Here is a 19372-nt window from a genome sequence, read left to right as displayed (position 1 = left end):
TCCACCGGCCCGTCCCAGCGCGAAAGAGCAATCCGAGCTTGCTGGGGAGATCAAGTTCTCGTATCAAATGTCCATCAGCCAGCCCGCTGAGATTTTAACAATTTAACGGAAAGAAAAATTTCCCCTTAATAAACCCGGCGAAACAGAAAACCTGTGGTGTTATCCAGTGTGGAAAGCACAAAAGGGCGAGAAGGCCGAGCTGGGCTGGTGGGGCATGGAACTAGCCAAGCGTTTGGTTGAGAGTCAAAAGATGCCTATTTTCATCCTCAATGCCGCAGCGGGTGGAACACGCATCGATCAGCACTTGCCTAACCCGCAAAATCGTCGTGATACCAGCGGTGATAATCCATGGACTAATCCCTATAAGCTTTACGGCAGTTTATTGACGCGAGTGGAAGGGGCGAAGTTGACGCACGGCATCCGCGGGATTCTGTGGCATCAGGGTGAAAATAATCAGGGCTCTGATGGACCTACCGGCGGTTACGGATGGGAGACCTACCATGAATTGTTCAAGGAAATGGCTGCGGCTTGGAAAACAGACTTTCCGAATGTGAAGAATTATTATGTTTTCCAGATCTGGCCGAACTCATGCGGGATGGGCGGAAATATCGGATCTGGCGATATGTTGCGCGAGAAACAGCGCACGCTGCCCTCTCTCTTTTCCAACATGAGCATCCTCTCCACGCTGGGTGTGAAACCTCCGGGCGGCTGCCACTATCCGTTGGAGGGGTGGGCGGAATTCGCGCGCATGGTGCAACCGATCATCGAACGGGACCACTACGGTTTGAAGCCAACCAAGATTCTAACAGCGTCAAACCTGAAGCGTGCCGCTTTTGCTGACGCAACAAAAGACACGATCGCACTCGAGTTCGATCAACCCGTGATGTGGCTAGATTTACTCGCAAACCAATTCTATCTCGACGGTGAGCCTGACCATATCGTCAGCGGTAGCACAAAGGGACATATTCTAACACTGAAACTCAAATCGCCATCCACCGCCAAAAACATCACCTATCTCAAAGAGGTGAACTGGAAACAGGAAACTCTGCTTATCGGTGAAAACGGAATCGCTGCCCTGACCTTCTGTGAGGTGCCGCTTCAGTCCGGCGCGGCGTCCCGATGATCGAGGTCGGTCACGATGATTTCCAACGAATCAATGAAAATGAAACCAACTGTGATCCTAACCGCAGCACTGCTGTGTGTCCTCTCGCCGGTCTGCTTCGCCGTCGAGGCCGCACCCTCCCCGGCCCCTCAAAAGATGCCGTGGGAAGATCCGTCCTATGCAAAGGATCTTTCTGCGACCCAGGCTGATTCGCGAGCCGATGAACGGGCAAAAGGCGGATGGACAGAGTTCATAAGACACCACGAAGACCGCAAGAGGTGGGTGACCGAAAAGAAAGTGGATATTCTGATGATAGGGGATTCCATCGTATTCGAGTGGTGCCGCGAGGGACACGAGGTGTGGAACGAACATTATGGCAGCCGCAACGCTGTCAACATCGCCTCCAGTGGTGACAGAACCTCGCATATGTTGTGGCATATTCAGGACGGCGGACTGGACGGGATGAAAGAACGGAATCCTAAAGTCGTGGTCATCATGATCGGAACCAATAATCGCGGCGAGCCGGCGAACGAAGGACGGGATACGGCCCAGGGCGTGTTGGCCATACTCAAAGAAGTCCATCACAGATTGCCCGCTTCGAAGATCCTGCTCCTGGCCATCTTCCCCTGCGAGTGGAAGCCGACCGACCCAGGCAGAATCCGCAACGACCAGCTCAACGGGATTCTGAAGACGTCTGCTGACAATAAAACCGTTTATTGGCTCGATCTTAAAGAAACGTTTCTCGCGACAGACGGCATGTTGCGGAAGGATCTTATGCCCGACGCACTTCATCCCAACGCCGAGGGCTACCGTGAGTGGGCAAAGGCAATGGAGCCTATGCTGACCGGGTTGCTCGGAAAGTGATCAGTCAATTACAATTATCAGTTAGAGCCTGAATTATGCAATTATCAATTAAATCAACCATCATTCAGGCCGCACTCGCAATGGGTATTGCCAGCCCGCTTTTCTCACAAGTTCCCGATCTCACCAAGGACACTCAGGCGGTGGACCGCAAGGCCACCTACAATCTGGGTGCGACGGGTTTGCGCGGCTGGATTTACACCAAGCCGGAAAACAATCTGGATGCCGCGCAGGGCCGCACCACCCTTGCCAGCCGGCAGATCCTGGTCACCCACGTGGGCGCCGGCTCTCCGGCTGACGGGGTCGTGAAGGTGGATGATGTGATCCTCGGTGTGGATGGCAAGCCCTTCGGCGACGACGCGCGCAAGAGCATCGCCCTAGCCATTCAGGAAGCGGAAACGGAAGCCAAGAGCGGCGTGCTCAAGCTGCTGGTTTCACGCGGCGGCCAAGAACAGGAACTCACACTCAAGCTCGCGGTGCTGGGCACCTACAGCGATACCGCGCCATGGGACTGCCCGAAATCCAAACGGATTTTCGAAAACGCCTGCAAGGTGCTCGAAAAGGAGGAGCTGACGGGCGGGTGGACGGGTGCGGTTCAAGGCCTTGCCCTGCTTGCGACGGGCAAGCCGGAATACCTGCCAAAACTGCGCGAGTTCGCCCACGGCCTCGCCAAGGAAAATCCCGATCCTGACAAGAAGCCCGCCGGACCCACTTGGGGCAAAACATGGCACATGGGCTATCGCCTGGTGTTTCTCTGCGAGAATTACATGGTCACCCGCGACCAGGAGATACTGCCCGCGATCGAAAAAAGCGCCCTTCTGCTGGCCCGCGGCCAGAGCATGTATGGGACCTTCGGCCATGGCTTCGCCGCACTTACCAAGGACGGGAAATTCAACGGCTCCGTGCCACCCTACGGTCCCGTGAACTCAGCTGGGCTACCGGCCAACCTCGCCATCGTGCTCGCCAAAAAATGCGGTGTGAAGCACCCGGAAATCGATCAGGCCATCGTCCGCGCCGCCGGGTTCTTCGGCTACTTCACCGACAAAGGCGCCATTCCCTACGGCGAACACGAACCATGGCCGTATCACGAGAACAACGGCAAGAACTCCACGACCGCAGTGATGTTTTCCGCGATGGGCAACAAGCCGAAGGAGACGGAGTTCTTCGCCCGCATGGCCACGGCAGGATACCCGAGTCGCGAATACGGTCACACCGGGCAGGGCTTCAGCTATCTGTGGAGCGCCCTCGGTGCGGCCGCCGGCGGCCCCGAGGCTGCAGCCGCGTTCTTCCGGAAGTCCTCGTGGCACCTTGATCTGGTCCGCCGCTCGGACGGATCGTTCACCTATGACGGAGCTGAACAATACGGAGCCGGGAAGACGCATGACAATACCTACTATGGAAACAGCAGTTACAACGGGCTGAGTCCCGCCGCCACCTATGTGCTCACCTACGCGCTGCCCTTGCGCAAGCTGGTCATTACCGGTCGCGATGCCGATCCATCAGGTTGGCTCGACAAGAACCAGGCCGCCCTCACCGTCGCCGCAGGGCGCTTCGATCTGGACCGGCAGAAAATGACCCCGGAGGAACTCGTCGAGGCCTTCGGCAACTGGTCGCCCATTGTCCGCAGTTGGGCGGCGCAGGAACTGGCAACACGTCCAGAGTCCAAGACATTGGTGCCCGAACTTATCAAACTCGCCGACAGCGGCGATCCGCACCGCATTCAGGGTGCCAGTGAGACCTTGGGACTGCTCAACACGGCGGAGGCCCTGCCGGTTTTGGTGAAACAACTTTCCCACCAGGACCGCTGGGTGCGTCACAAAGCCGCTGCGGCCATCAAGAAGATGGGAGCAACGGCAAAGCCGGCCATCGAAGACATCCTCAAGGCGCTTGTAGCGACGGCGGAACCCTCATGGCCGATCCGTTGGGAAGACCCCGTGCAAATCGCGCACGGCCAGTTGGCCGCCGCCGTGTTCTCCGGCCCGCTGAGGGAAGAACTCAACAAAGTGGATCCCAAGTTGCGCAACCAGGCCATCCGTTCGGTATCGACCAATCCCGATGGCATGGCCCGTGCCACGCTCCAACACTGCTTTCAGAACCAACTCAGCGAGGATGACGTCGTTGCGCTCGCCCCGGTCATTCTCGCGGCGGTGGAGAGCCCCAGTCCGGCGGACACCATGTTCAACAATGTGATCCGCATGGCGGGCTTGAAGGCGCTGACCAAATATCATTTCCAGGAAGGCATCGCGGCAGCGGTCGGTCTGGCGAAAACCCAGGGCGGGCATGGCAGCCAAACTCGCACGGGCGAGATCATGAAAATGATCACCGGCTACGGATCCGCCGCCAAGCCGCAGATCCCGGCGCTCAAGGAGCTCATTGCCAGCTTCAACGCCGAGGTCGAGCGCCACGAGTTTCCCGGTGGGGCACTCAACGACCAGCGCGTCGGTGCCGTGGAGGAAGCCATCAAGGCCATCGAATCCGCCACCACCCAACCGAAGTTGCGTGCCGTCAGGCGCTGACATTCTCCAACCATTGAATCATTGTCATGAAAACATTTATCATCCCGCGCTCACGACCGCTTTGCTGCATTTACATCGGTCCAATCCCTGAATATCTACTCGCGCTCGCGGTGGTATTGGTATCGTTCCTGTCGCTCGCCTCACCTCCGGTCCTGGCGGCCGACGCGCCGAAACCAGCGAAAACGCTGCCGCTTCCCGGGGAGGTCTTCGAAGTGGCCGGCCGCACCGCGTTTGTCATTCTCCCGGCGGCTGAGAACCTCCACCCGAACCGCCCCACGCCGTGGGTCTGGTATGCGCCTACGCTGTCGAATCTTCCAGGAGCCGAAGAGCGCTGGATGTTTAAGCGCTTCCTGGACAATGGCATCGCCATCGCGGGCATAGATGTGGGTGAATCGTATGGCAATCCAGCAGGACGCGCCCACTTCACCGCCCTCTACAACGAACTTGTCAAGAATCGCAAGTTCAGTGCGAAACCTTGCTTGCTAGCACGCAGTCGCGGCGGATTGATGCTCTATAATTGGGCCGCCGAGCATCCGGAGTCGGTGGGCGGCATCGCCGGTATCTATCCGGTCTGCAACCTCCGCAGTTGGCCCGGGCTCGATCAGGCCTGCGGTGCCTATGGCCTGACCGCGGCGCAACTCGAAGAACAACTCGCGCAACACAACCCGATCGACCGCCTCGCTCCACTGGCAAAAGCCGGCGTGCCGATTTTTCACATCCACGGCGATGCGGATGATGTGGTGCCTCTGAAAGACAACTCCGCCTTGCTTGCCAGTCGTTACCGCGAGCTGGGCGGCAACATACGGATGCGCATTCCGGCTGGCCAAGGACATAACATGTGGCAGGGTTTCTTCCAGTGTGAGGAGTTGGTCGAGTTTGTCATCGCAAAGGCCAGCCCGGCGGCGAGTCGCGAACCCACGGCGGCCTTGTTCCAGGATCCGCCGATGGAGGCTCGGCCCGGCGCGTTCTGGGACTGGATCAACGGCGATGTGGATTTGGACCGCCTCACCTTTGAACTTGAGGAGATGAAGGCCAAGGGGATGTCCGGCGCGGAGATCTGGGACATTGGTGTGATCCGGACCCATCCGGAGGAGAAGGTGCCGGCCGGGCCCCCTTTCCTCGGTCCTGAATCGCTCAAGGCTGTCAACCATGCCATCGAGCAGGCGGACCGCTTGGGGTTACATTTGGGCATGGTGGCCTCAAGCAGTTGGAATGCGGGCGGAAGCTGGATCAAACCGCAGGAGTCCATGAAGGGCATCTATCATTCCGACATCACCGTCCAGGGTCCGGCCAGCCTCTCTCAGGTCCTGCCTTTTCCCGTAGTGCCGCTTGCGCCGAAAGGCGAGGACGGGCTGCCCATCGATTACCGCGAGATCGCCGTGCTCGCCTTTCCCCCACTGGAAAATCAAAGACGAATGGGAGGAAGCTGAACAGCTTCTCCTAGTATCGAATCCACCTCACGAACTCCTGAAGGAAGACGATATGCTCTTATACTCCACTGCATACGCAGACTTCATTCCGCAGTTATTGGAGTCGGTCGGCGTCACCGCCCGGCCTGCCGGAAAGTAGCGCGCGCTCACTCAGGATTAAAGGCACAATTGAGATTTGTGCGAGTAGTGGCATGGGCGCCGGCGCTGGGATCCGGCTGCTGGCGGCCTGGTTTTCATCAAACTAACCCAGAATAGATCATGAATGAGCATCAGGACGTAAATCGGTCATGACAAACCAAGAGCGGACAGGGAGGGATTCGAACCCTCGGTGACATTGCTGCCACACACGCTTTCCAAGCGTGCTCATTCGACCACTCTGACACCTGCCCTTGGAGGGCGGGACGCTAGGAACTCGATCGGGACTTGGCAACCCCTTTTTGAAATCTTTGGAAATCAATTGCCGGACTCATCGATCTTCCACCCGGGCGAGGATCCAGAGGAGGTCGGAAAGGCGGTTGAAAAACAATCTCACGACTTCCGGAACGGGTTGGCCGGATTCGTGCAAAACGAGCACGGCGCGCTCGGCGCGGCGGGCGACGGATCTGGAATAATCCAAGCCCGCGCGGGCCAGCGAGCCTTCCGCACCGGGCCGGGCCCAGCTGGTGAAGCGGACGCCGCGCTTTTCGTATTCGTGGGCGGTGGCGGTGACCCATTCGAGATCCTCCGGGCTGAGATAGGCGTATTTTTTCTCCACATATTTCTGCTCGTCCCCGGGAAGAGTGGCGAGCTGGCCCATCAGTCCGACGAGTCGCGCCTGGATGCCGTCGATGATGGTGACGATGTCGGCCTGTCCCTCCGCGGCGCGGGCGAGGCCGAGGGCGGCGTTGAGTTCATCGACGGAGCCGAGCGCCTCGACACGCAGGGAGGTTTTGGCGATGCGCTTGGAAAACATCAAATCCGTTTCCCCCGAATCGCCGCGACCTGAAATAATGCTCATGCGCGGAGACTAGCAGTGGAAAATTTCATGTCCATCCGAGTTCATCCGTGTTTTCTCCGGGGTGTCCATGAAACTCGCGAAACTCGGCGACGGCCCTGAAATCTTCCACACCATCCAAGGCGAAGGCGTGAGCGTCGGCGCGCCCGCCGTGTTCATCCGGGCGTCGCGCTGCAATCTCCACTGCGTTTGGTGCGACACGGATCACACGTGGAATTTCGAAGGCACGCCGTGGCCGCATGAGAAGGACGCGCTGCCGGGGTATGCGAAATTCCGCAAGGCGGATGTGACTTGCGAGATCGATCCGGCGGACGCGGCGGAGCGGGTTTTGGCGTTCGGCTGCCCGCGCACGGTGATCACCGGCGGCGAGCCGTTGGTGCAGGAAAAGGCGTTTTTCGAAATGATCGGCCACATCAGGGAGCGCCAGCCGGAGCACCAGTTCGAGGTGGAAACCAACGCGACGCGCATTCCCTCGGCAGCATTTCATGAGGCGGTGAGCCAGTTCAACGTCTCCCCGAAACTCTCGAACGCGGGCATGCCGGAGTCGCTGCGGATCAATCCCGAGGCGCTTGGATTTTTCGCGAAATCGCCGAAAGCGTGGTTCAAGTTCGTGGTGGCCGGGCCGGCGGATCTTGAGGAAATCGAGGCGCTGTGTCTTGCCCACGCGCTGCCGCGGCAACGCGTGCTGCTGATGCCGGAAGGGCGCACTTGTGAGAAAATCGACCGCGACGCCGCATGGCTCGCCGGGGTTTGCCGGGATCGCGGTTTCCGCTACTGCGACCGGCTCCACATCCGTCTCTGGGGCGATAAGCGCGGGGTCTGAGCCGGCCAGTTGCATTTTTGAGAAGAGAAGCGCAACTTTCGGACCGGCAGCGGGTTTACCCAAACGTCAAACCTCGCAATATCATGAATCGCAACTCGCTTCCTCCCGACAACTCCTGGGAATCCGACGCCGTTTGGAAGCTGCTCGACCAAGCGCCGCCGAAGACGGCGGGCGCGCGGTTTGCCGATGACGCCGTCCGTGCGGCGCGACTTTCCGTGGCGGCCAAACCGTGGTGGAGCCGGCTGTTTTCCCCTGTTCCATTAGCGGGTCTTGCCACCGCCACCGCCGCCCTCGCTTTCACGGTGGTCTCGTGGGTCGGATCGTCGTCGCCTGAGCCGGGCATTCAAATCTCGATGCAGGATTCTCCCCAAGCCGCCGTCATTCAGGAAATCGCGGAAGCGGAAACCCTGATCGCCGCCGTGGATCACCTGGAGGATTTCAGCGACAACGAGCTGGTGAGCCTGATCGGGTTTTAAGCGCTTCCCCATCGCTTCCGATCCCGCCAGTTTCGCGGGGTGAAACACGGTTTGATTTTTGATCTGGACGGCACCTTGGTGGATTCCTTGCAGGGTATCGCGGCTTCGTTGAATCACGCGCTCGCCTTGTCCGGCTTGCCCGTCCACGCCCATGAAGCGGTGAGGGGATTCATCGGCAACGGCGTGAAAATCCTGATCCGGCGCGCCTCACCGGCGGACGCTGACGAGGCACTGCTCGACACGATCGAGCGGGATTTCAAAGCCCACTACGATCTCGGCTGGCAGACCGGCACGATCATTTATCCGGGAATCACGGATCTGTTGGAATCCCTGCAACGCCGCGGCTATCCGCTCGCGGTGCTTTCCAACAAGCCGCATCCGTTCACGGTCGTGATGGTTTCACGACTCTTCCCGAGCGTTCGTTTCGCAGTCGTGTTAGGCCAGCGCCAGGGCATTCCCCACAAGCCGGACCCCGCCGGAGCCCTCGAAATTTCCGACGCGCTCGGTCTGAGTCCGGCGGAGTGCTGCGTCATCGGCGACTCCACGATGGACATCGAAACCGCCCGCAACGCCGGCATGCGGGCGATCGCCGTGACCTGGGGTTTTCACGACCGCGAACGGCTGCTAGCGGCCGGGGCGGATCAGCTGGTCAACGAGCCGGGGGAGTTGCTCGACTTGAACCTGAATCCGGCTGAGACAGCCGGGACACATTTGGGGGAATCAGAACGCGCCGTTGAGCTTGCGGCCGACCCAGAAGATGCCTAGCAGCGTGACGAGTGCGGCGACGGTGGCCCAGTGGGACCAGAGCGGGATGCGGTTTTCCAGCGGGCGCGGCTCGGGGAGGGCGTTGATTTCCCGGATGAGATCGGCGAGTTGGGCGGGCTGGATGACGCGGCCGCGGGAGACCTTGGCCATTTCCTCGAGGACGTCCGGGCGGGCGGGCTGGCCGACTTTTTCGATCTCGACGCCTTGGACGAGGATGGTGGTTTCCAGCGGCTTGTCCTCGGCTCCGGTGGCGGTGGCGCGGAGTTTCCAAGGTCCGGGGAGATCGACCTTGAAGCGGCCGCTGAATGCTCCCCAGGCGGTGTCGTTTTTCTGGAGCTCGATGCGCTGGGTGCGGCCGTCGGGCGCGGTGAGATCCACGGCGACGCTGCCTTCCTTGAGCGGCGCGCCGTTAGGGTCAAAGGCGTTGGCGTTGAGGGTGACGGACGCGCCGGGCTCGGGGCGCTCCGGGTTGAAGAAGAGGCGGACGCGCTGGCCGGCGGCCATGTTCCGCTGATAGGACATCCAGCGGGCGACCTGGCCCCAGAAGCGGTAGTGATAGAGATCCTCGACGCCGCGCCGCCAGCGCCAGGCGGAGTCGATGCCCATGAAGAGGACCTTGCCGCTGCCGGCGGGCTTGGTGACGAGCAGCGGGACGGGACCGTATTTGCCGCGGCGGTTGCCGTGGACGGCGAGGACTTCCGCGCCGCCCTTGGCCTTGACGACGGGGGCGTGCCAGTAGAAGCCGGGGAGGCGTCGCCAGATTTCCGGGTTCTCCTCCTCGTTGTTTCCTAACATGGTGAGCAGCGAGGCGCGGCCCTCGGTGGTGAGGGTGAGCGGGGAGGGGATGGATTCGGCGACGCCCCGCGGGTTTTCATAATCGAGGATGACGGGCATCAGGTCGGAGAGTCCGGTGCCCAGCAGGGAAAACTCGTTGCCTTGGGAGCCGGGCATGAAGATGAGTCCGGACGCTTGGTTTTCCACGAGGCCGCGGATGAGCTCGCATTGTTCGGCGGTGAGTTGGTCCGCTCCGACGCCGACGTCGCCGAGGAAGATGACGTCGTATTTGGCGAGGTCCTCGATTTTCGAGGGGAACTCCTTGATATAGTCCTTGCCCTCGCCGGGGCCGAGCGTGGGGTGGAAAAGCAGGCAGGAAAGCTCGACGCCGGGATCTCGTGAAAGCGCGTTGCGCAGGAAGCGGTATTCCCAGCGCGGCAGGGTTTCGATGACGAGGACGCGGATTTTCTCCGGCCGGCCAGCGATGGTGAATTTCCGGGAATTGTTAGTTGCGACAAGCTCGCCATCGGCCACGGGGATGGAGAGTTCGAGGGTGGAACTGCCTTCCTTTTCCAAGCGCCAGAGGATGGAGTCGTAGGTTTCGGCGTTTGGCGGGATGATGATATCCTTGGTCCGCTCGCGGCCGGATTCGTCGCGGAGGCGGACGATGGTGCGGACCTGGCGGTCGAGCGAGGAGCGGATGGTGAAGGGGATTTGCACGTTCTCACCGACGATGCCGTAGGTGGGCGCGGTGACTGACAGGAGGTCGAGATCGGGAAGGCGGACCTTGCTGCCGATGGGGATGGGGAACAGCGGGATGCCGCGGAGGCGGAGTTTCTGGGCGGCGGCGACGGGCGGTTGGCCGAGATTGTAGTCGCCGTCGCTGAGCAGGACCACGGCGCGGAGGTTGCTTTGCTTCGCGAGAAGATCGGCGAGCGGAGCTTCGAGATCGGTGCCTGCGATGGCGCTGCTTGCCGCCGGTGGAGTGGCGAAGGGCAGGGCGGTGAGGTCGTTCGCGCCGTTGGCTTCGAGGGGTTTCCAGAGGTCCGAGGCGAGGGCTTTTTTCACCCAGTCGGCGCGGGAGACGACTTCGGATTTTTCGGATAGGACGGGCGGCAGCGTGGCATCCACGGTAGTCATCGACTTGGAGTCGTCCCAGAGAATCGCGATCTGCGGTTTGGTGTCGGGATGGAGGGTGGTCAGCCACTCGGGCTGCCAGAGCAGGAGGACGACGGCGAGTGCGGATAGAAAACGCAGGCATTCCAGCGCGGCGGTGCGTCCGCGGTGGGGGCTGCGTCTCCATGAAATCACGGACAATGCGCCGACGAGGATCAAGGCGATGATGCCGATCCAGAGGGTCAGGGGAGTGGGGGAGAGGTGGAGCAAGGGGATCGAAAAGTATAGGTCATATAGGTTTTATAGGACCTATGTATTTGAGTCAGGCGACGGCTTTTGTTGGAAGAACCTGCGGATGCGTTTTCTTCGGCAGGCAGAGGATGGCCTCGGAGATCAGGAAGAAAAGCACGGCGATGAGAAAGGCGCGCCAGACGTCGCGGGAGAGCGAGGGGTCGTCGGCTTGGCCGGCCTGGTCGAGGAGGGTGTAACGGGTGCCTTCGAGGGCTTGGTCCAGTTGCTCGCGGGTGAGGATTTCCGGGTTGTCTTCTTGGGCGGGGCGGTTGACGGCGAGGAGGCGCTCGCCGAGGCGGAAGATGCCGGATTCGTGGGCGGCGTTGGCGGGATCTTGAGTGCCGTAGTCGTCGAGGCGAGTGCGGGTTTCTCCGGCGAGAGGTTGGGCGGTGTCGCTGCCGACGGTGGTGAGGTAGGAGGCGTCGAAGCGGTCGGCTCCGGCGGCGATGACGCGCTGGACGGTGGGGAGCAGGACGTCGGCGTCGCCCAAGTTAGACCAGGTATAATCCGGCAGCGAGCCGACGAACCAAGCGGTGCCGTGATCGACGATGCGGCGGGTGATGAGAGACTCGCCGTCTTCCCAGCGGGCGAGGGCGGTGGCGTCGCCGAGCGGGATTTGGCGGCGGATGGCTTTGAGTCGCTCGGCGGGGATGGGTGTGCCGTCGATGCCGTCGCGGAGCGGGCCGTCGCTTCGATTCCAGTCCTTGAGGATGAAAAATTTCCCTGCCGGGGCTTCGGCGGGATTTGACCATTTCAGTTCGAGAAACGAATCGTCTGAGGAAATCCCGGGCGGGAAGAAGACGACGTGGCCGCCGGATGTTAGGAAGCGGGAGATCAATTCTTGGGCCGGACCGGTGGGAAGGGGCGCTGCCCAGAGGATGGCGGCGAGGTCTCCGGTGGCGAGGGTGGCGGCGCTGGCGGGATCGATGCGCTGGGTGGCTTGATTTCCGAAGCCCGGAGGCGCGGCGGCGAGCGCGAGGTAGTCGGCGGCTTCGCCTGCGGGCGCGACGATGACGGATTTGACCGGGCGGGCGGGGCCGTAGGCGAAGAAGGTGGAGTTGTCGCGGGAGTTTCCATCGGCGGGGATGGAGAGCCAGCCGGAGCCGGTGGCGCTGCCGCTGGGGAGGGTGACGCGTTTTTGGAAGCGGAGGGACTGGCCGGGGAGTGTTAGCGTCTCGGTGGTGCGGGTGCCGTTGAGATTGGTCGTGAGCGGGAGGGTGGTGCTGCCGCGTGAGTCCGCGGCGCGGAGGATTTCGAGATCGAAGAGCATTTCGTCGCCGGAGCGGCGCGAGCCGAGGATGCGGATGGCGGTGTTAGGCGCGGATGGTCCGGTGAGTGAGAGGACGCGGACGGCGGGCTTTTGAGGCAGCGCCGCGAGGCTGGCGCGGGCGGCGGCCCAGCGTTCGTCCTCGGGGTGCCAATTGGAGGCTTGGAGGTCGGAGGCGAGCCAGACTTCGGAGCGCCCGGTGGTGTCTGCCAGAAATTCGGCGGCGCGGGCGAGCAGGGTGGGGAAGTCGGCAGCGGTGTCGGTGGGCGCGGTGGCGGCGATCTCGGTGAGGACGTCGGGCGAGGGGATTTCCTGGGGTTTCCCGCTGGCGCTGTCGATGAGGACGAGGCGGGTTGCGCCCAGGCTGGTCATGGCGTCGCGGACTTTTTCGATGACGATCTGGCGTCGCGGGGCAAGCCCGTCGCCGGGCTTGGTTTCCATGGAGGCCGAGCGGTCCAGCAATAGGACGACGGTGTCGATGGAGCCGCCGCCCCAGCCGATGAGGCCGGAGACGATCGGCCGCGCGGCGGCGAACGCGAGCGCGGCGATGGCGAGCGCGCGGCAGGTGAGGATGAGGATGTGGCGGAGTTTTTTCTTGCCGCGGGATTCGCGGGTCGCCTTGAGCAGGAACTGCATGGCCGCCCACTGGATCGTCTTGTGGCGGCGCTTGTTGATCAGATGGATCAACACCGGGACGCTTGCGGCGAGCAGGCCCCAGAGGAGGAGTGGATTGAGGAAAAGCATGGTTCAGTTAATGCTTCGATTTCGGCAGCCGCGCGGTGAGGAAATCCCGGAGCAGCGGTTCCAGCGGGGTGTCGGTGGTGACGAGCTGATAGTCGGCGGCGGCGTCGTGGCACTTGGCGCGGACGGTGGTGAGGAAATCGCGGAGCGCGGATTTGTATTCGTCGGCGATGAGGTTGGGCTCGGCGACGATGGAGGTGCCGTCTTCAAGATCGACAAAGCGGTGCGGGCGGTCGAACTCGAAGCCGAGTTCGAGCGGGTCCATCAGGTGGAAGACGGAGATGTCGTGCTTGCGGTAGCGGAGGTGCTGGAGGGCGTCGCCGAGGGCGGCGGTGTCGGTGAAGAGATCGGATAGAATGACGACGAAGGCGCGCTGGCCGATTTTCTCGGCGATGGTGTGGAGCGCCTGGATGAGGCCGGTTTCGCCGGATGGCTGGACTTTTCCGAGGGTGGAGAAAAAGCGTTCGAGGTGGGCGGCGCGGCGGCTGGGCGGGACTTCGAGGTGGAGCTTGTCGGTGCAGATCGAGAGCCCGGCGGCATCGCCTTGGTTGACGAGAAGGTAGGCGAGCGACGCGGCAATCCGACGAGCGACTTGGATTTTCGACTCGCCGCCGCCGCTGAAATTCATCGAACCGGAGGCATCGACGACGAAGTAGGCGCGGAGGTTGGTGTCGGCTTCGAATTCCTTGATGTAAAAGCGGTCCGAGCGGGCGAAGGCTTTCCAATCCAGCCGGCGGGTGTCGTCACCGGCGACGTATTTCCGGTATTCGGCGAATTCGACGGACGATCCGCGGTGGGGCGAGCGGTGCTTGCCGGCGACGTTTCCTAACATCGGCGCGCGCGCCTCGATGGGCAGCGAGGCGAGGCGGGAGAGCAGGGTGTTGTCGATGAAGGAGTGGCTCATGCTCACTCCTCCCGCATTTCCTTGATCAATCGCTCGACGATTTTCTTGGAGGTCATCCCCTGCGATTCAGCGGAGAAATTCGTGATGACGCGGTGGGTGAGGACCGACGAGGCGATGGCTTCGAGGTCTTCGAGCGAAGCCATGTAGGTACCGCGGAGGGCGGCGCGGGATTTTGCGCCGAGGATGAGATACTGCACGGCGCGCGGGCCGGCTCCCCAGCCGACGGTGTCTTTGATCCACTGCGGCGACTCGGGTTCGCCGGGGCGGGTCTTGCGGACAATTTTCACCGCGTAGTCGTAGAGGTGCTCGGGAACCGGGACGCGGCGGACAAGTTGCTGGTAGGCGATGACTTTTTCGCCGTCGAGCAGGTGGCTGAGGACTTGGCGGGCGGTGCCGGTGGTGGCGCGGGCGATTTCCTTTTCCTCGTTGGAGGACGGGTAGCCGACCTCGATGAGGAACATGAAGCGGTCGAGCTGGGCTTCCGGCAGCGGATAGGTGCCTTCCTGTTCGATCGGGTTCTGGGTCGCGAGGACGAAAAACGGCGGCTGCAGCGTGTAGGTGTTGCCGAGGACGGTGACTTTGTTTTCCTGCATCGCCTCGAGCATGGCGGACTGGGTTTTGGCCGGGGAGCGGTTGATTTCGTCGGCGAGCACGATGTTGGCGAAGACCGGGCCCTTGATGAACTGGAACTCGCGACGGCCGCCGACACCGGACTCCTGGATGATATCGGTGCCGGTGATGTCGGCGGGCATCAGGTCGGGCGTGAACTGGATGCGGTTGAAGGAGAGGTCGAAAGTCTGGGCGACGGAGGAAACCAGCAGGGTTTTCGCCAGGCCGGGCACTCCCATCAGCAGCGCGTGACCGCGGGCGAAAAGGCAGATCGCGAGTTGCTCGATGACCTGGTCCTGACCGACGATTGCTTTGGCGAGCTCAGCGCGGAACGCTTGGTAGGTTTTTCCGAGTTCATCGATGGCGGCGACGTCATCGGGTGGTAGTTGGCTGCTGAAGTCGTGCGGGATTTCCATGGGTGTAATGCAAGTGCAAGCGAAGCTAAGAAGCATCTCTGTTTTGTCCAGAAGGGAAGTCGCCAAATAAGGCTGGCTTCAAAGCCGGGCGGGAATTTTCGCAGGTTTCCTGCTTCACGCGGGTGGTAAATTTTCGCGGATTGGCGAAAATTTCCATTTCCCGCTTGCCAGCCCCCGGCGGTCTGCTAAATCACCCGCCCCGCGGAGTCGCCAGAGAAGTCTGGCCATCCTCTCGCGGTCACGCGAAATCACGCACATCATGGCACGTATCCTAGGCATTGAAATTCCCAATGAGAAGCGCATCGAAGCTTCTCTGCCCTACATGTTTGGCATCGGCCGCCCTACGGCGGCAAAGATCCTCGAGCACGCAGGAGTCGACCCCAACATCCGCACCGGACAGCTCAGCGAGGACCAATTGGTCCGGATCGCGCAGGTGATCACGTCCGAGTCGATCATCGTCGAAGGCGACCTTCGTCGTGAGCGCCAATCCCAGCTCAAGCGTCTGACATCCATCAACTGCTATCGTGGTATCCGCCACAAGCGTGGATTGCCAGTCCGTGGCCAGCGCACCCGCACCAACGCCCGCACCCGCAAGGGCAAGAAGAAGACGGTCGGCGTTAAGAAATAATTTTCCGTATTACTCATGTCTGAAGAAACCAACCAAGAAGCTGCCGTAGAGTCGGTAGTTGAGCCCGTAGCAGCTCCAGCACCCGCCACCACTCCTGCTCCTGAATCGGCGGCCACCACTCCTGTTGGAGAGGCGCCGAAAAAGGACGTCAAGCGCGACATCTTCGCCGAAATCGGCGGAGGCGAGGAAGAGATCAAGATTCACAAAGCCAAGGGTTCCAAGAACATCACCCGCGGCATCGTCCATGTGACCGCGACTTTCAACAACACCCTCGTCAGCGTGACGGATCCAAGTGGCAATGCCATTGGTTGGTCCAGCGCCGGCAAGATGGGTTTCAAGGGATCCCGCAAGAGCACGGCTTACGCCGCGCAAGTGGTTTCGCAAGACGCCTGCCGCCAAGCCATGGGACACGGTCTCAAGGAAGTGGATGTCCGCGTCAAGGGGCCAGGCTCCGGCCGCGAATCCGCCGTGCGTGCCGTCCAGGGTCTCGGTCTTGAAATCCTCTCGATCCGCGACGTGACTCCGATCCCTCACAACGGTTGCCGCCCTAAAAAGGCCCGCCGCGTCTAATCCAACCTTTTTAGAAATTCTTATATGGCACGTTATACAGGTCCACGCGCAAAGATCAGCCGCCGTTTCGGTGTTTCCCTCTTTGGCCCATCCAAGGCATTTGAACGCCGCAACTTCCCGCCCGGCCAGCACGGCGTCCGTGCCGGTCGTAAAAAGAAGAGTGAATACTCCGTCGCCCTCGGCGAAAAGCAGAAGCTTCGTTTCCAATACGGTGTGCTCGAAAAGCAATTCCGCGGTTACTACGAAGAAGCTTCCCGCCGCCGTGGCATCACCGGTGTGATCCTTCTCCAACTCCTCGAGTGCCGTCTCGACAACGTGGTTTACCGCGCTGGCTTCGGCAACAGCCGCCAGGCCGCGCGTCAAGCCGTCAACCACGGTCACATCCTTGTGAATGGCCGCACCGTTGACATCGCCAGCTTCCAAGTGAAGCCGGGCGACGTGATCAAAGTCGGTGCCCGCCCTTCCTCACAACAACTCGTCAACCGCATGACCGACCTCACGCAGGCCATGTCCATCAAGGACTGGCTCACGGTTGACAAGGACAAGCTCGAAGCCACGGTTTCCCGGATTCCTGATCGCGAAGACATCGATCCGCTCGTCAACGAGCAGCTCATCGTCGAACTTTACTCCCGCTAATCCGGCATCCGCCGGCTTGGTTAACAAAAACGGCCGGACGAGAGTCCGGCCGTTTTTTTGTGTGGATCCTTGTTTTGAAACCGCGGCAATATGGATTCGACTTCGGACTCTGGAGACGGAAGATCGTAGCCGAGATGATTTTGGGGGAAATTCGGCGTCGAGATGGAACCGACAGCCGCGGGACGTCTTTTGGCCAGCCAGAACATCACTTCGCAAAAGCCGCTGAGCAGAGCCTGCGAGAGAAATCCCGAGGCGGTCGAAGAGTGGACCAGGAAGACCAGAGCCGGGCAAGAGCCGGCCTTTCGGCCGAGAACCTCCCCACGGTCAGACGCATGGCCATCAACCTGCTCAACCGTGAGAAAACCAAGAGGCGAGGCATCAAAGGCAAGCGACTCAACGCCTCATGGGACCACAACCACCTCCTTCGCTTCTCAATTTTCAGATGCGCCGGACCTAACGATTTTCCATGCGCTTCTTTGCAAAAAGAGCTGAAATCCAAGCGAATTGTAAAAGCCCTGGCGGACCGAGTCCGGCAGGGCTTTGAGAACAAACCGGGATTAGCCGTTAGTGGGCTTTCACCGCCTTGAAGCGGTCACGGAGTCTCACAACACCTTGGTTCACGCCGCTGCGGACGGCCGCCCATGAGGTTTTCGCGCTCGCCTCGCGCTTCGATCCGAGACGATGATCGACCAGCGCCACCAGCCGTTCGCCGGTGACGGAGTCGAGGATTTCACCCTCGAACGCCACGTTGGAAACGAAGCCCGCCACGTCGGCGGAACCCAGATTGCCGGACAGGGTGGCGCGTGGCGCGGGATGCACAGCGGTCATGCCCTTGCCGGCCTGTGCGGCGCTGATCACGTCGGTCAGGCCCGTGCGGACCCGGAGGGTTTTGGGCCCCGGAGTGCTAACGATTTTCAGTTCCCCGGTCATCTGGCTGCGCAACGACTCGCTCAGGTAGGCGGCGAGTTGGTCAGTCACCGCGGGACTCACGCCCGGCGAGGCAACCACGGTCGTCACTGGATCGATGATCACGCTGTCGTATTGCTTGAGGTCCGCGCCCGGCTTGAGGTAGGAGGAGACCGCGTTTTCCGTGCCGTAGCCGGCGTCCAGCTGCGCGAAATTCGATAGAATCCCGGAAGGCGATTTGCCGCCGGTGGCGCATGATGAAAGCGCGAGTGCGGCCCCTGCGGTGGCAAACATGCCAAGTCGTGTGATGATGTTCATGAGATCGTTGGTTGGTTATGAAATCGGCGGTCCGGTGAATGCGCCCGCTTCGTGGCTTTTTCTGTCACGCATCCAGCCAGAGGTCAAGGTCCCGTCGTCCTCACACCGGCCGCAGCACCTGCCACAGACGGGTGAAATGCGCCTCGTCAAACCCCATCGCCTCCTTCAGCACGACGTCACGCTCGATCAGATTTGAAATCCCCGCCGCCCGCGCCCGCGACTCGCCGTCGATCAAGCCGCGGAGCCGGGCATACCAGGTCCCCACCGGAACGGGAAAATCGCTACCGTGGACGAAGCGCTCCAACAAATCACAATCCAGAATCCGCCGCAGCGCCGCGCTTCTAAACGGCGTGTTCAGCGCGCTGGTATCGGCGTAGAGATTGGGAAACTCCGCCATCATTTCCAGCAGGTCGTCGAAATAATCGCGGTCCCACAAACTGCTGCTGCTCGCCGCGTGGGCGGCGATGACCTTCACCCCGATTTCCAGCGGCCGCCGCAAAAAGGCCGGATCTTGATAGAGGACGTTCGCCACCGGCACCGTCATTTCGCCGCCGGTGTGCGCCAGCAGCGGCAGTCCGGCTTCCGCCATTTTCTCCCAGAAAGCGTCATGCGCCGGCCGCGAGCAATTCAAGTCGTGGCAGTTCGGCAGGAGCTTCAAAGCCCGCGCGCCGCGGGCGAGACAGCGGTCGAGCTCCTCCAGCGCGTCGCGCCGCGCCGGATGGATCGAGACGGCGGGAAGAAACTCCGGGTGCCTTTCACAAACGGAAAACAGGTAGTCGTTCGGCACATGGAAAGAGCCGAAATCCCGCCGCCCGCCGTCCTCGTTGTAAACCTCGTCCTGAGCTAACAGTAGCGCCCGGTCCATCGACGACTCCCTGACCCATCCCGAAAGCCGCTGGACATAGACCTCGTCGAAATCGTCGTGCTCGAACCCGACCGGCATCCCGATCATGCGGCACATCATTCCCCCCATGAAGCGATGCCAGCCGGCCATCCTGATCCAGCAACCGCTGCCTTTCCGGCCGTTTCCGACCAGATGGACGTGGCAATCCACCCTCGCCCGCGTCGCTTCCGCTTCAGTTTTCCCTGTCGATCCGTGCACCTGCCGAGAATGGATGCGGCAGGGTCCGGCACAAGCAGGAAGATCCCTCGGCGAATTGAATTTCCAGTGATGTAGGCGGAGGCCGTCGGACTGCGGACTGCGTGGTGTGAGGCCGCCACAAACTCCA

General features: G+C 61.3%; 17 protein-coding genes, 1 tRNA gene and 2 pseudogenes. 12 read left to right on the top strand and 8 right to left on the bottom strand.

Going from position 1 to position 19372, the window contains the following annotated elements; translation table 11 throughout:
• Positions 1-166 precede the first annotated feature (166 nt).
• From AC4DF4_RS03920 to AC4DF4_RS03905, 4 genes are all read left to right on the top strand, one after another.
• Complete coding sequence (locus tag AC4DF4_RS03920) at positions 167-1123, top strand: sialate O-acetylesterase (protein WP_490046809.1); 957 nt, start codon at positions 167-169, stop codon at positions 1121-1123.
• 15 nt (positions 1124-1138) lie between these two features.
• Positions 1139-1966: a GDSL-type esterase/lipase family protein gene (locus AC4DF4_RS03915; RefSeq protein WP_490046808.1), complete on the top strand. Its 828-nt coding sequence runs from the start codon at positions 1139-1141 to the stop codon at positions 1964-1966.
• An 80-nt stretch (positions 1967-2046) separates the two neighbouring features.
• Entirely contained in the window at positions 2047-4479 is a 2433-nt protein-coding gene (locus tag AC4DF4_RS03910; protein ID WP_490046807.1) for a DUF6288 domain-containing protein, read from the top strand.
• Positions 4480-4691: 212 nt separating this feature from the next.
• Positions 4692-5909, top strand: a complete 1218-nt coding sequence (locus AC4DF4_RS03905; protein ID WP_490046806.1) for an alpha/beta hydrolase family protein — start codon at positions 4692-4694, stop codon at positions 5907-5909.
• 302 nt (positions 5910-6211) lie between these two features.
• Here the strand turns inward: AC4DF4_RS03905 and AC4DF4_RS03900 are convergent.
• Both AC4DF4_RS03900 and AC4DF4_RS03895 read right to left on the bottom strand, forming a co-directional pair.
• Positions 6212-6298, bottom strand: a tRNA-Ser gene (locus AC4DF4_RS03900).
• A 77-nt stretch (positions 6299-6375) separates the two neighbouring features.
• Positions 6376-6906 (bottom strand): cob(I)yrinic acid a,c-diamide adenosyltransferase, encoded by a 531-nt coding sequence (locus tag AC4DF4_RS03895; protein ID WP_490046805.1) that lies wholly within the window; start codon positions 6904-6906, stop codon positions 6376-6378.
• A gap of 67 nt (positions 6907-6973) precedes the next feature.
• On the opposite strand from AC4DF4_RS03895, the gene AC4DF4_RS03890 reads away from it, so the two are divergent.
• The 3 genes from AC4DF4_RS03890 (at position 6974) to AC4DF4_RS03880 (ending at position 8967) form a co-directional block, all read left to right on the top strand.
• A complete protein-coding gene (locus AC4DF4_RS03890) occupies positions 6974-7726 on the top strand; it encodes a 7-carboxy-7-deazaguanine synthase QueE (RefSeq protein WP_490046804.1) in 753 nt (250 codons plus the stop codon).
• 83 nt (positions 7727-7809) lie between these two features.
• Positions 7810-8202, top strand: a complete 393-nt coding sequence (locus AC4DF4_RS03885) for a hypothetical protein (protein WP_490046803.1) — start codon at positions 7810-7812, stop codon at positions 8200-8202.
• 39 nt (positions 8203-8241) lie between these two features.
• Complete coding sequence (locus AC4DF4_RS03880; protein WP_490046802.1) at positions 8242-8967, top strand: HAD family hydrolase; 726 nt, start codon at positions 8242-8244, stop codon at positions 8965-8967.
• Here the strand turns inward: AC4DF4_RS03880 and AC4DF4_RS03875 are convergent.
• From AC4DF4_RS03875 to AC4DF4_RS03860, 4 genes are read right to left on the bottom strand one after another with little or no spacing between them, the layout of a single operon-like run.
• Entirely contained in the window at positions 8923-11127 is a 2205-nt protein-coding gene (locus AC4DF4_RS03875) for a hypothetical protein (RefSeq protein ID WP_490046801.1), read from the bottom strand. The two genes, AC4DF4_RS03880 and AC4DF4_RS03875, sit on opposite strands and share 45 nt — an antisense overlap.
• Positions 11128-11179: 52 nt before the next feature.
• Positions 11180-13159, bottom strand: coding sequence for a BatA domain-containing protein (locus tag AC4DF4_RS03870; RefSeq protein WP_490046800.1), 1980 nt, complete (start codon positions 13157-13159; stop codon positions 11180-11182).
• A gap of 7 nt (positions 13160-13166) precedes the next feature.
• A complete protein-coding gene (locus AC4DF4_RS03865) occupies positions 13167-14060 on the bottom strand; it encodes a DUF58 domain-containing protein (protein WP_490046799.1) in 894 nt (297 codons plus the stop codon).
• 2 nt (positions 14061-14062) lie between these two features.
• Complete coding sequence (locus tag AC4DF4_RS03860; RefSeq protein WP_490046798.1) at positions 14063-15085, bottom strand: AAA family ATPase; 1023 nt, start codon at positions 15083-15085, stop codon at positions 14063-14065.
• Between the two features lie 259 nt (positions 15086-15344).
• Here AC4DF4_RS03860 and rpsM point away from each other — a divergent pair, with 259 nt between their 5' ends.
• From rpsM to AC4DF4_RS03835, 5 genes and pseudogenes are all read left to right on the top strand, one after another.
• The gene (gene rpsM / locus AC4DF4_RS03855; protein ID WP_488258281.1) at positions 15345-15713 is read left to right on the top strand and encodes a 30S ribosomal protein S13; all 369 of its coding nucleotides are present in this window, start codon (positions 15345-15347) and stop codon (positions 15711-15713) included.
• A gap of 15 nt (positions 15714-15728) precedes the next feature.
• A complete protein-coding gene (gene rpsK / locus AC4DF4_RS03850) occupies positions 15729-16283 on the top strand; it encodes a 30S ribosomal protein S11 (protein WP_490046797.1) in 555 nt (184 codons plus the stop codon).
• Between the two features lie 24 nt (positions 16284-16307).
• A complete protein-coding gene (gene rpsD / locus AC4DF4_RS03845) occupies positions 16308-16919 on the top strand; it encodes a 30S ribosomal protein S4 (RefSeq protein ID WP_490046796.1) in 612 nt (203 codons plus the stop codon).
• A gap of 162 nt (positions 16920-17081) precedes the next feature.
• Positions 17082-17135 (top strand): annotated as a pseudogene (locus AC4DF4_RS03840) (hypothetical protein); the annotation flags it as partial.
• A 56-nt stretch (positions 17136-17191) separates the two neighbouring features.
• Positions 17192-17359: pseudogene (locus AC4DF4_RS03835) on the top strand (ISAs1-like element ISVer2 family transposase); the annotation flags it as partial.
• Between the two features lie 124 nt (positions 17360-17483).
• Here the strand turns inward: AC4DF4_RS03835 and AC4DF4_RS03830 are convergent.
• Together AC4DF4_RS03830 and AC4DF4_RS03825 are read right to left on the bottom strand one after the other, a co-directional pair.
• Positions 17484-18143 (bottom strand): DUF3313 domain-containing protein, encoded by a 660-nt coding sequence (locus tag AC4DF4_RS03830; protein WP_490046795.1) that lies wholly within the window; start codon positions 18141-18143, stop codon positions 17484-17486.
• Positions 18144-18243: 100 nt separating this feature from the next.
• The gene (locus tag AC4DF4_RS03825; RefSeq protein WP_490046794.1) at positions 18244-19245 is read right to left on the bottom strand and encodes an amidohydrolase family protein; all 1002 of its coding nucleotides are present in this window, start codon (positions 19243-19245) and stop codon (positions 18244-18246) included.
• Positions 19246-19372 lie beyond the last annotated feature (127 nt).

Source organism: Luteolibacter sp., assembly GCF_058122085.1.
The sequence above is the reverse complement of the archived record's forward strand: the minus strand, read 5'-3'. Positions and strand labels throughout refer to the sequence as shown.

Coding starts and splice junctions, on each gene's coding strand:
- AC4DF4_RS03865 (WP_490046799.1), bottom strand. CDS start 14,060: ATGAGCCACTCCTTCATCGACAACACCCTGCTCTCCCGCCTCGCCTCG.
- AC4DF4_RS03890 (WP_490046804.1), top strand. CDS start 6,974: ATGAAACTCGCGAAACTCGGCGACGGCCCTGAAATCTTCCACACCATC.
- AC4DF4_RS03910 (WP_490046807.1), top strand. CDS start 2,047: ATGGGTATTGCCAGCCCGCTTTTCTCACAAGTTCCCGATCTCACCAAG.
- AC4DF4_RS03885 (WP_490046803.1), top strand. CDS start 7,810: ATGAATCGCAACTCGCTTCCTCCCGACAACTCCTGGGAATCCGACGCC.
- AC4DF4_RS03915 (WP_490046808.1), top strand. CDS start 1,139: ATGATTTCCAACGAATCAATGAAAATGAAACCAACTGTGATCCTAACC.
- rpsD (WP_490046796.1), top strand. CDS start 16,308: ATGGCACGTTATACAGGTCCACGCGCAAAGATCAGCCGCCGTTTCGGT.
- AC4DF4_RS03860 (WP_490046798.1), bottom strand. CDS start 15,085: ATGGAAATCCCGCACGACTTCAGCAGCCAACTACCACCCGATGACGTC.
- AC4DF4_RS03830 (WP_490046795.1), bottom strand. CDS start 18,143: ATGAACATCATCACACGACTTGGCATGTTTGCCACCGCAGGGGCCGCA.
- AC4DF4_RS03870 (WP_490046800.1), bottom strand. CDS start 13,159: ATGCTTTTCCTCAATCCACTCCTCCTCTGGGGCCTGCTCGCCGCAAGC.
- AC4DF4_RS03895 (WP_490046805.1), bottom strand. CDS start 6,906: ATGAGCATTATTTCAGGTCGCGGCGATTCGGGGGAAACGGATTTGATG.
- rpsM (WP_488258281.1), top strand. CDS start 15,345: ATGGCACGTATCCTAGGCATTGAAATTCCCAATGAGAAGCGCATCGAA.
- rpsK (WP_490046797.1), top strand. CDS start 15,729: ATGTCTGAAGAAACCAACCAAGAAGCTGCCGTAGAGTCGGTAGTTGAG.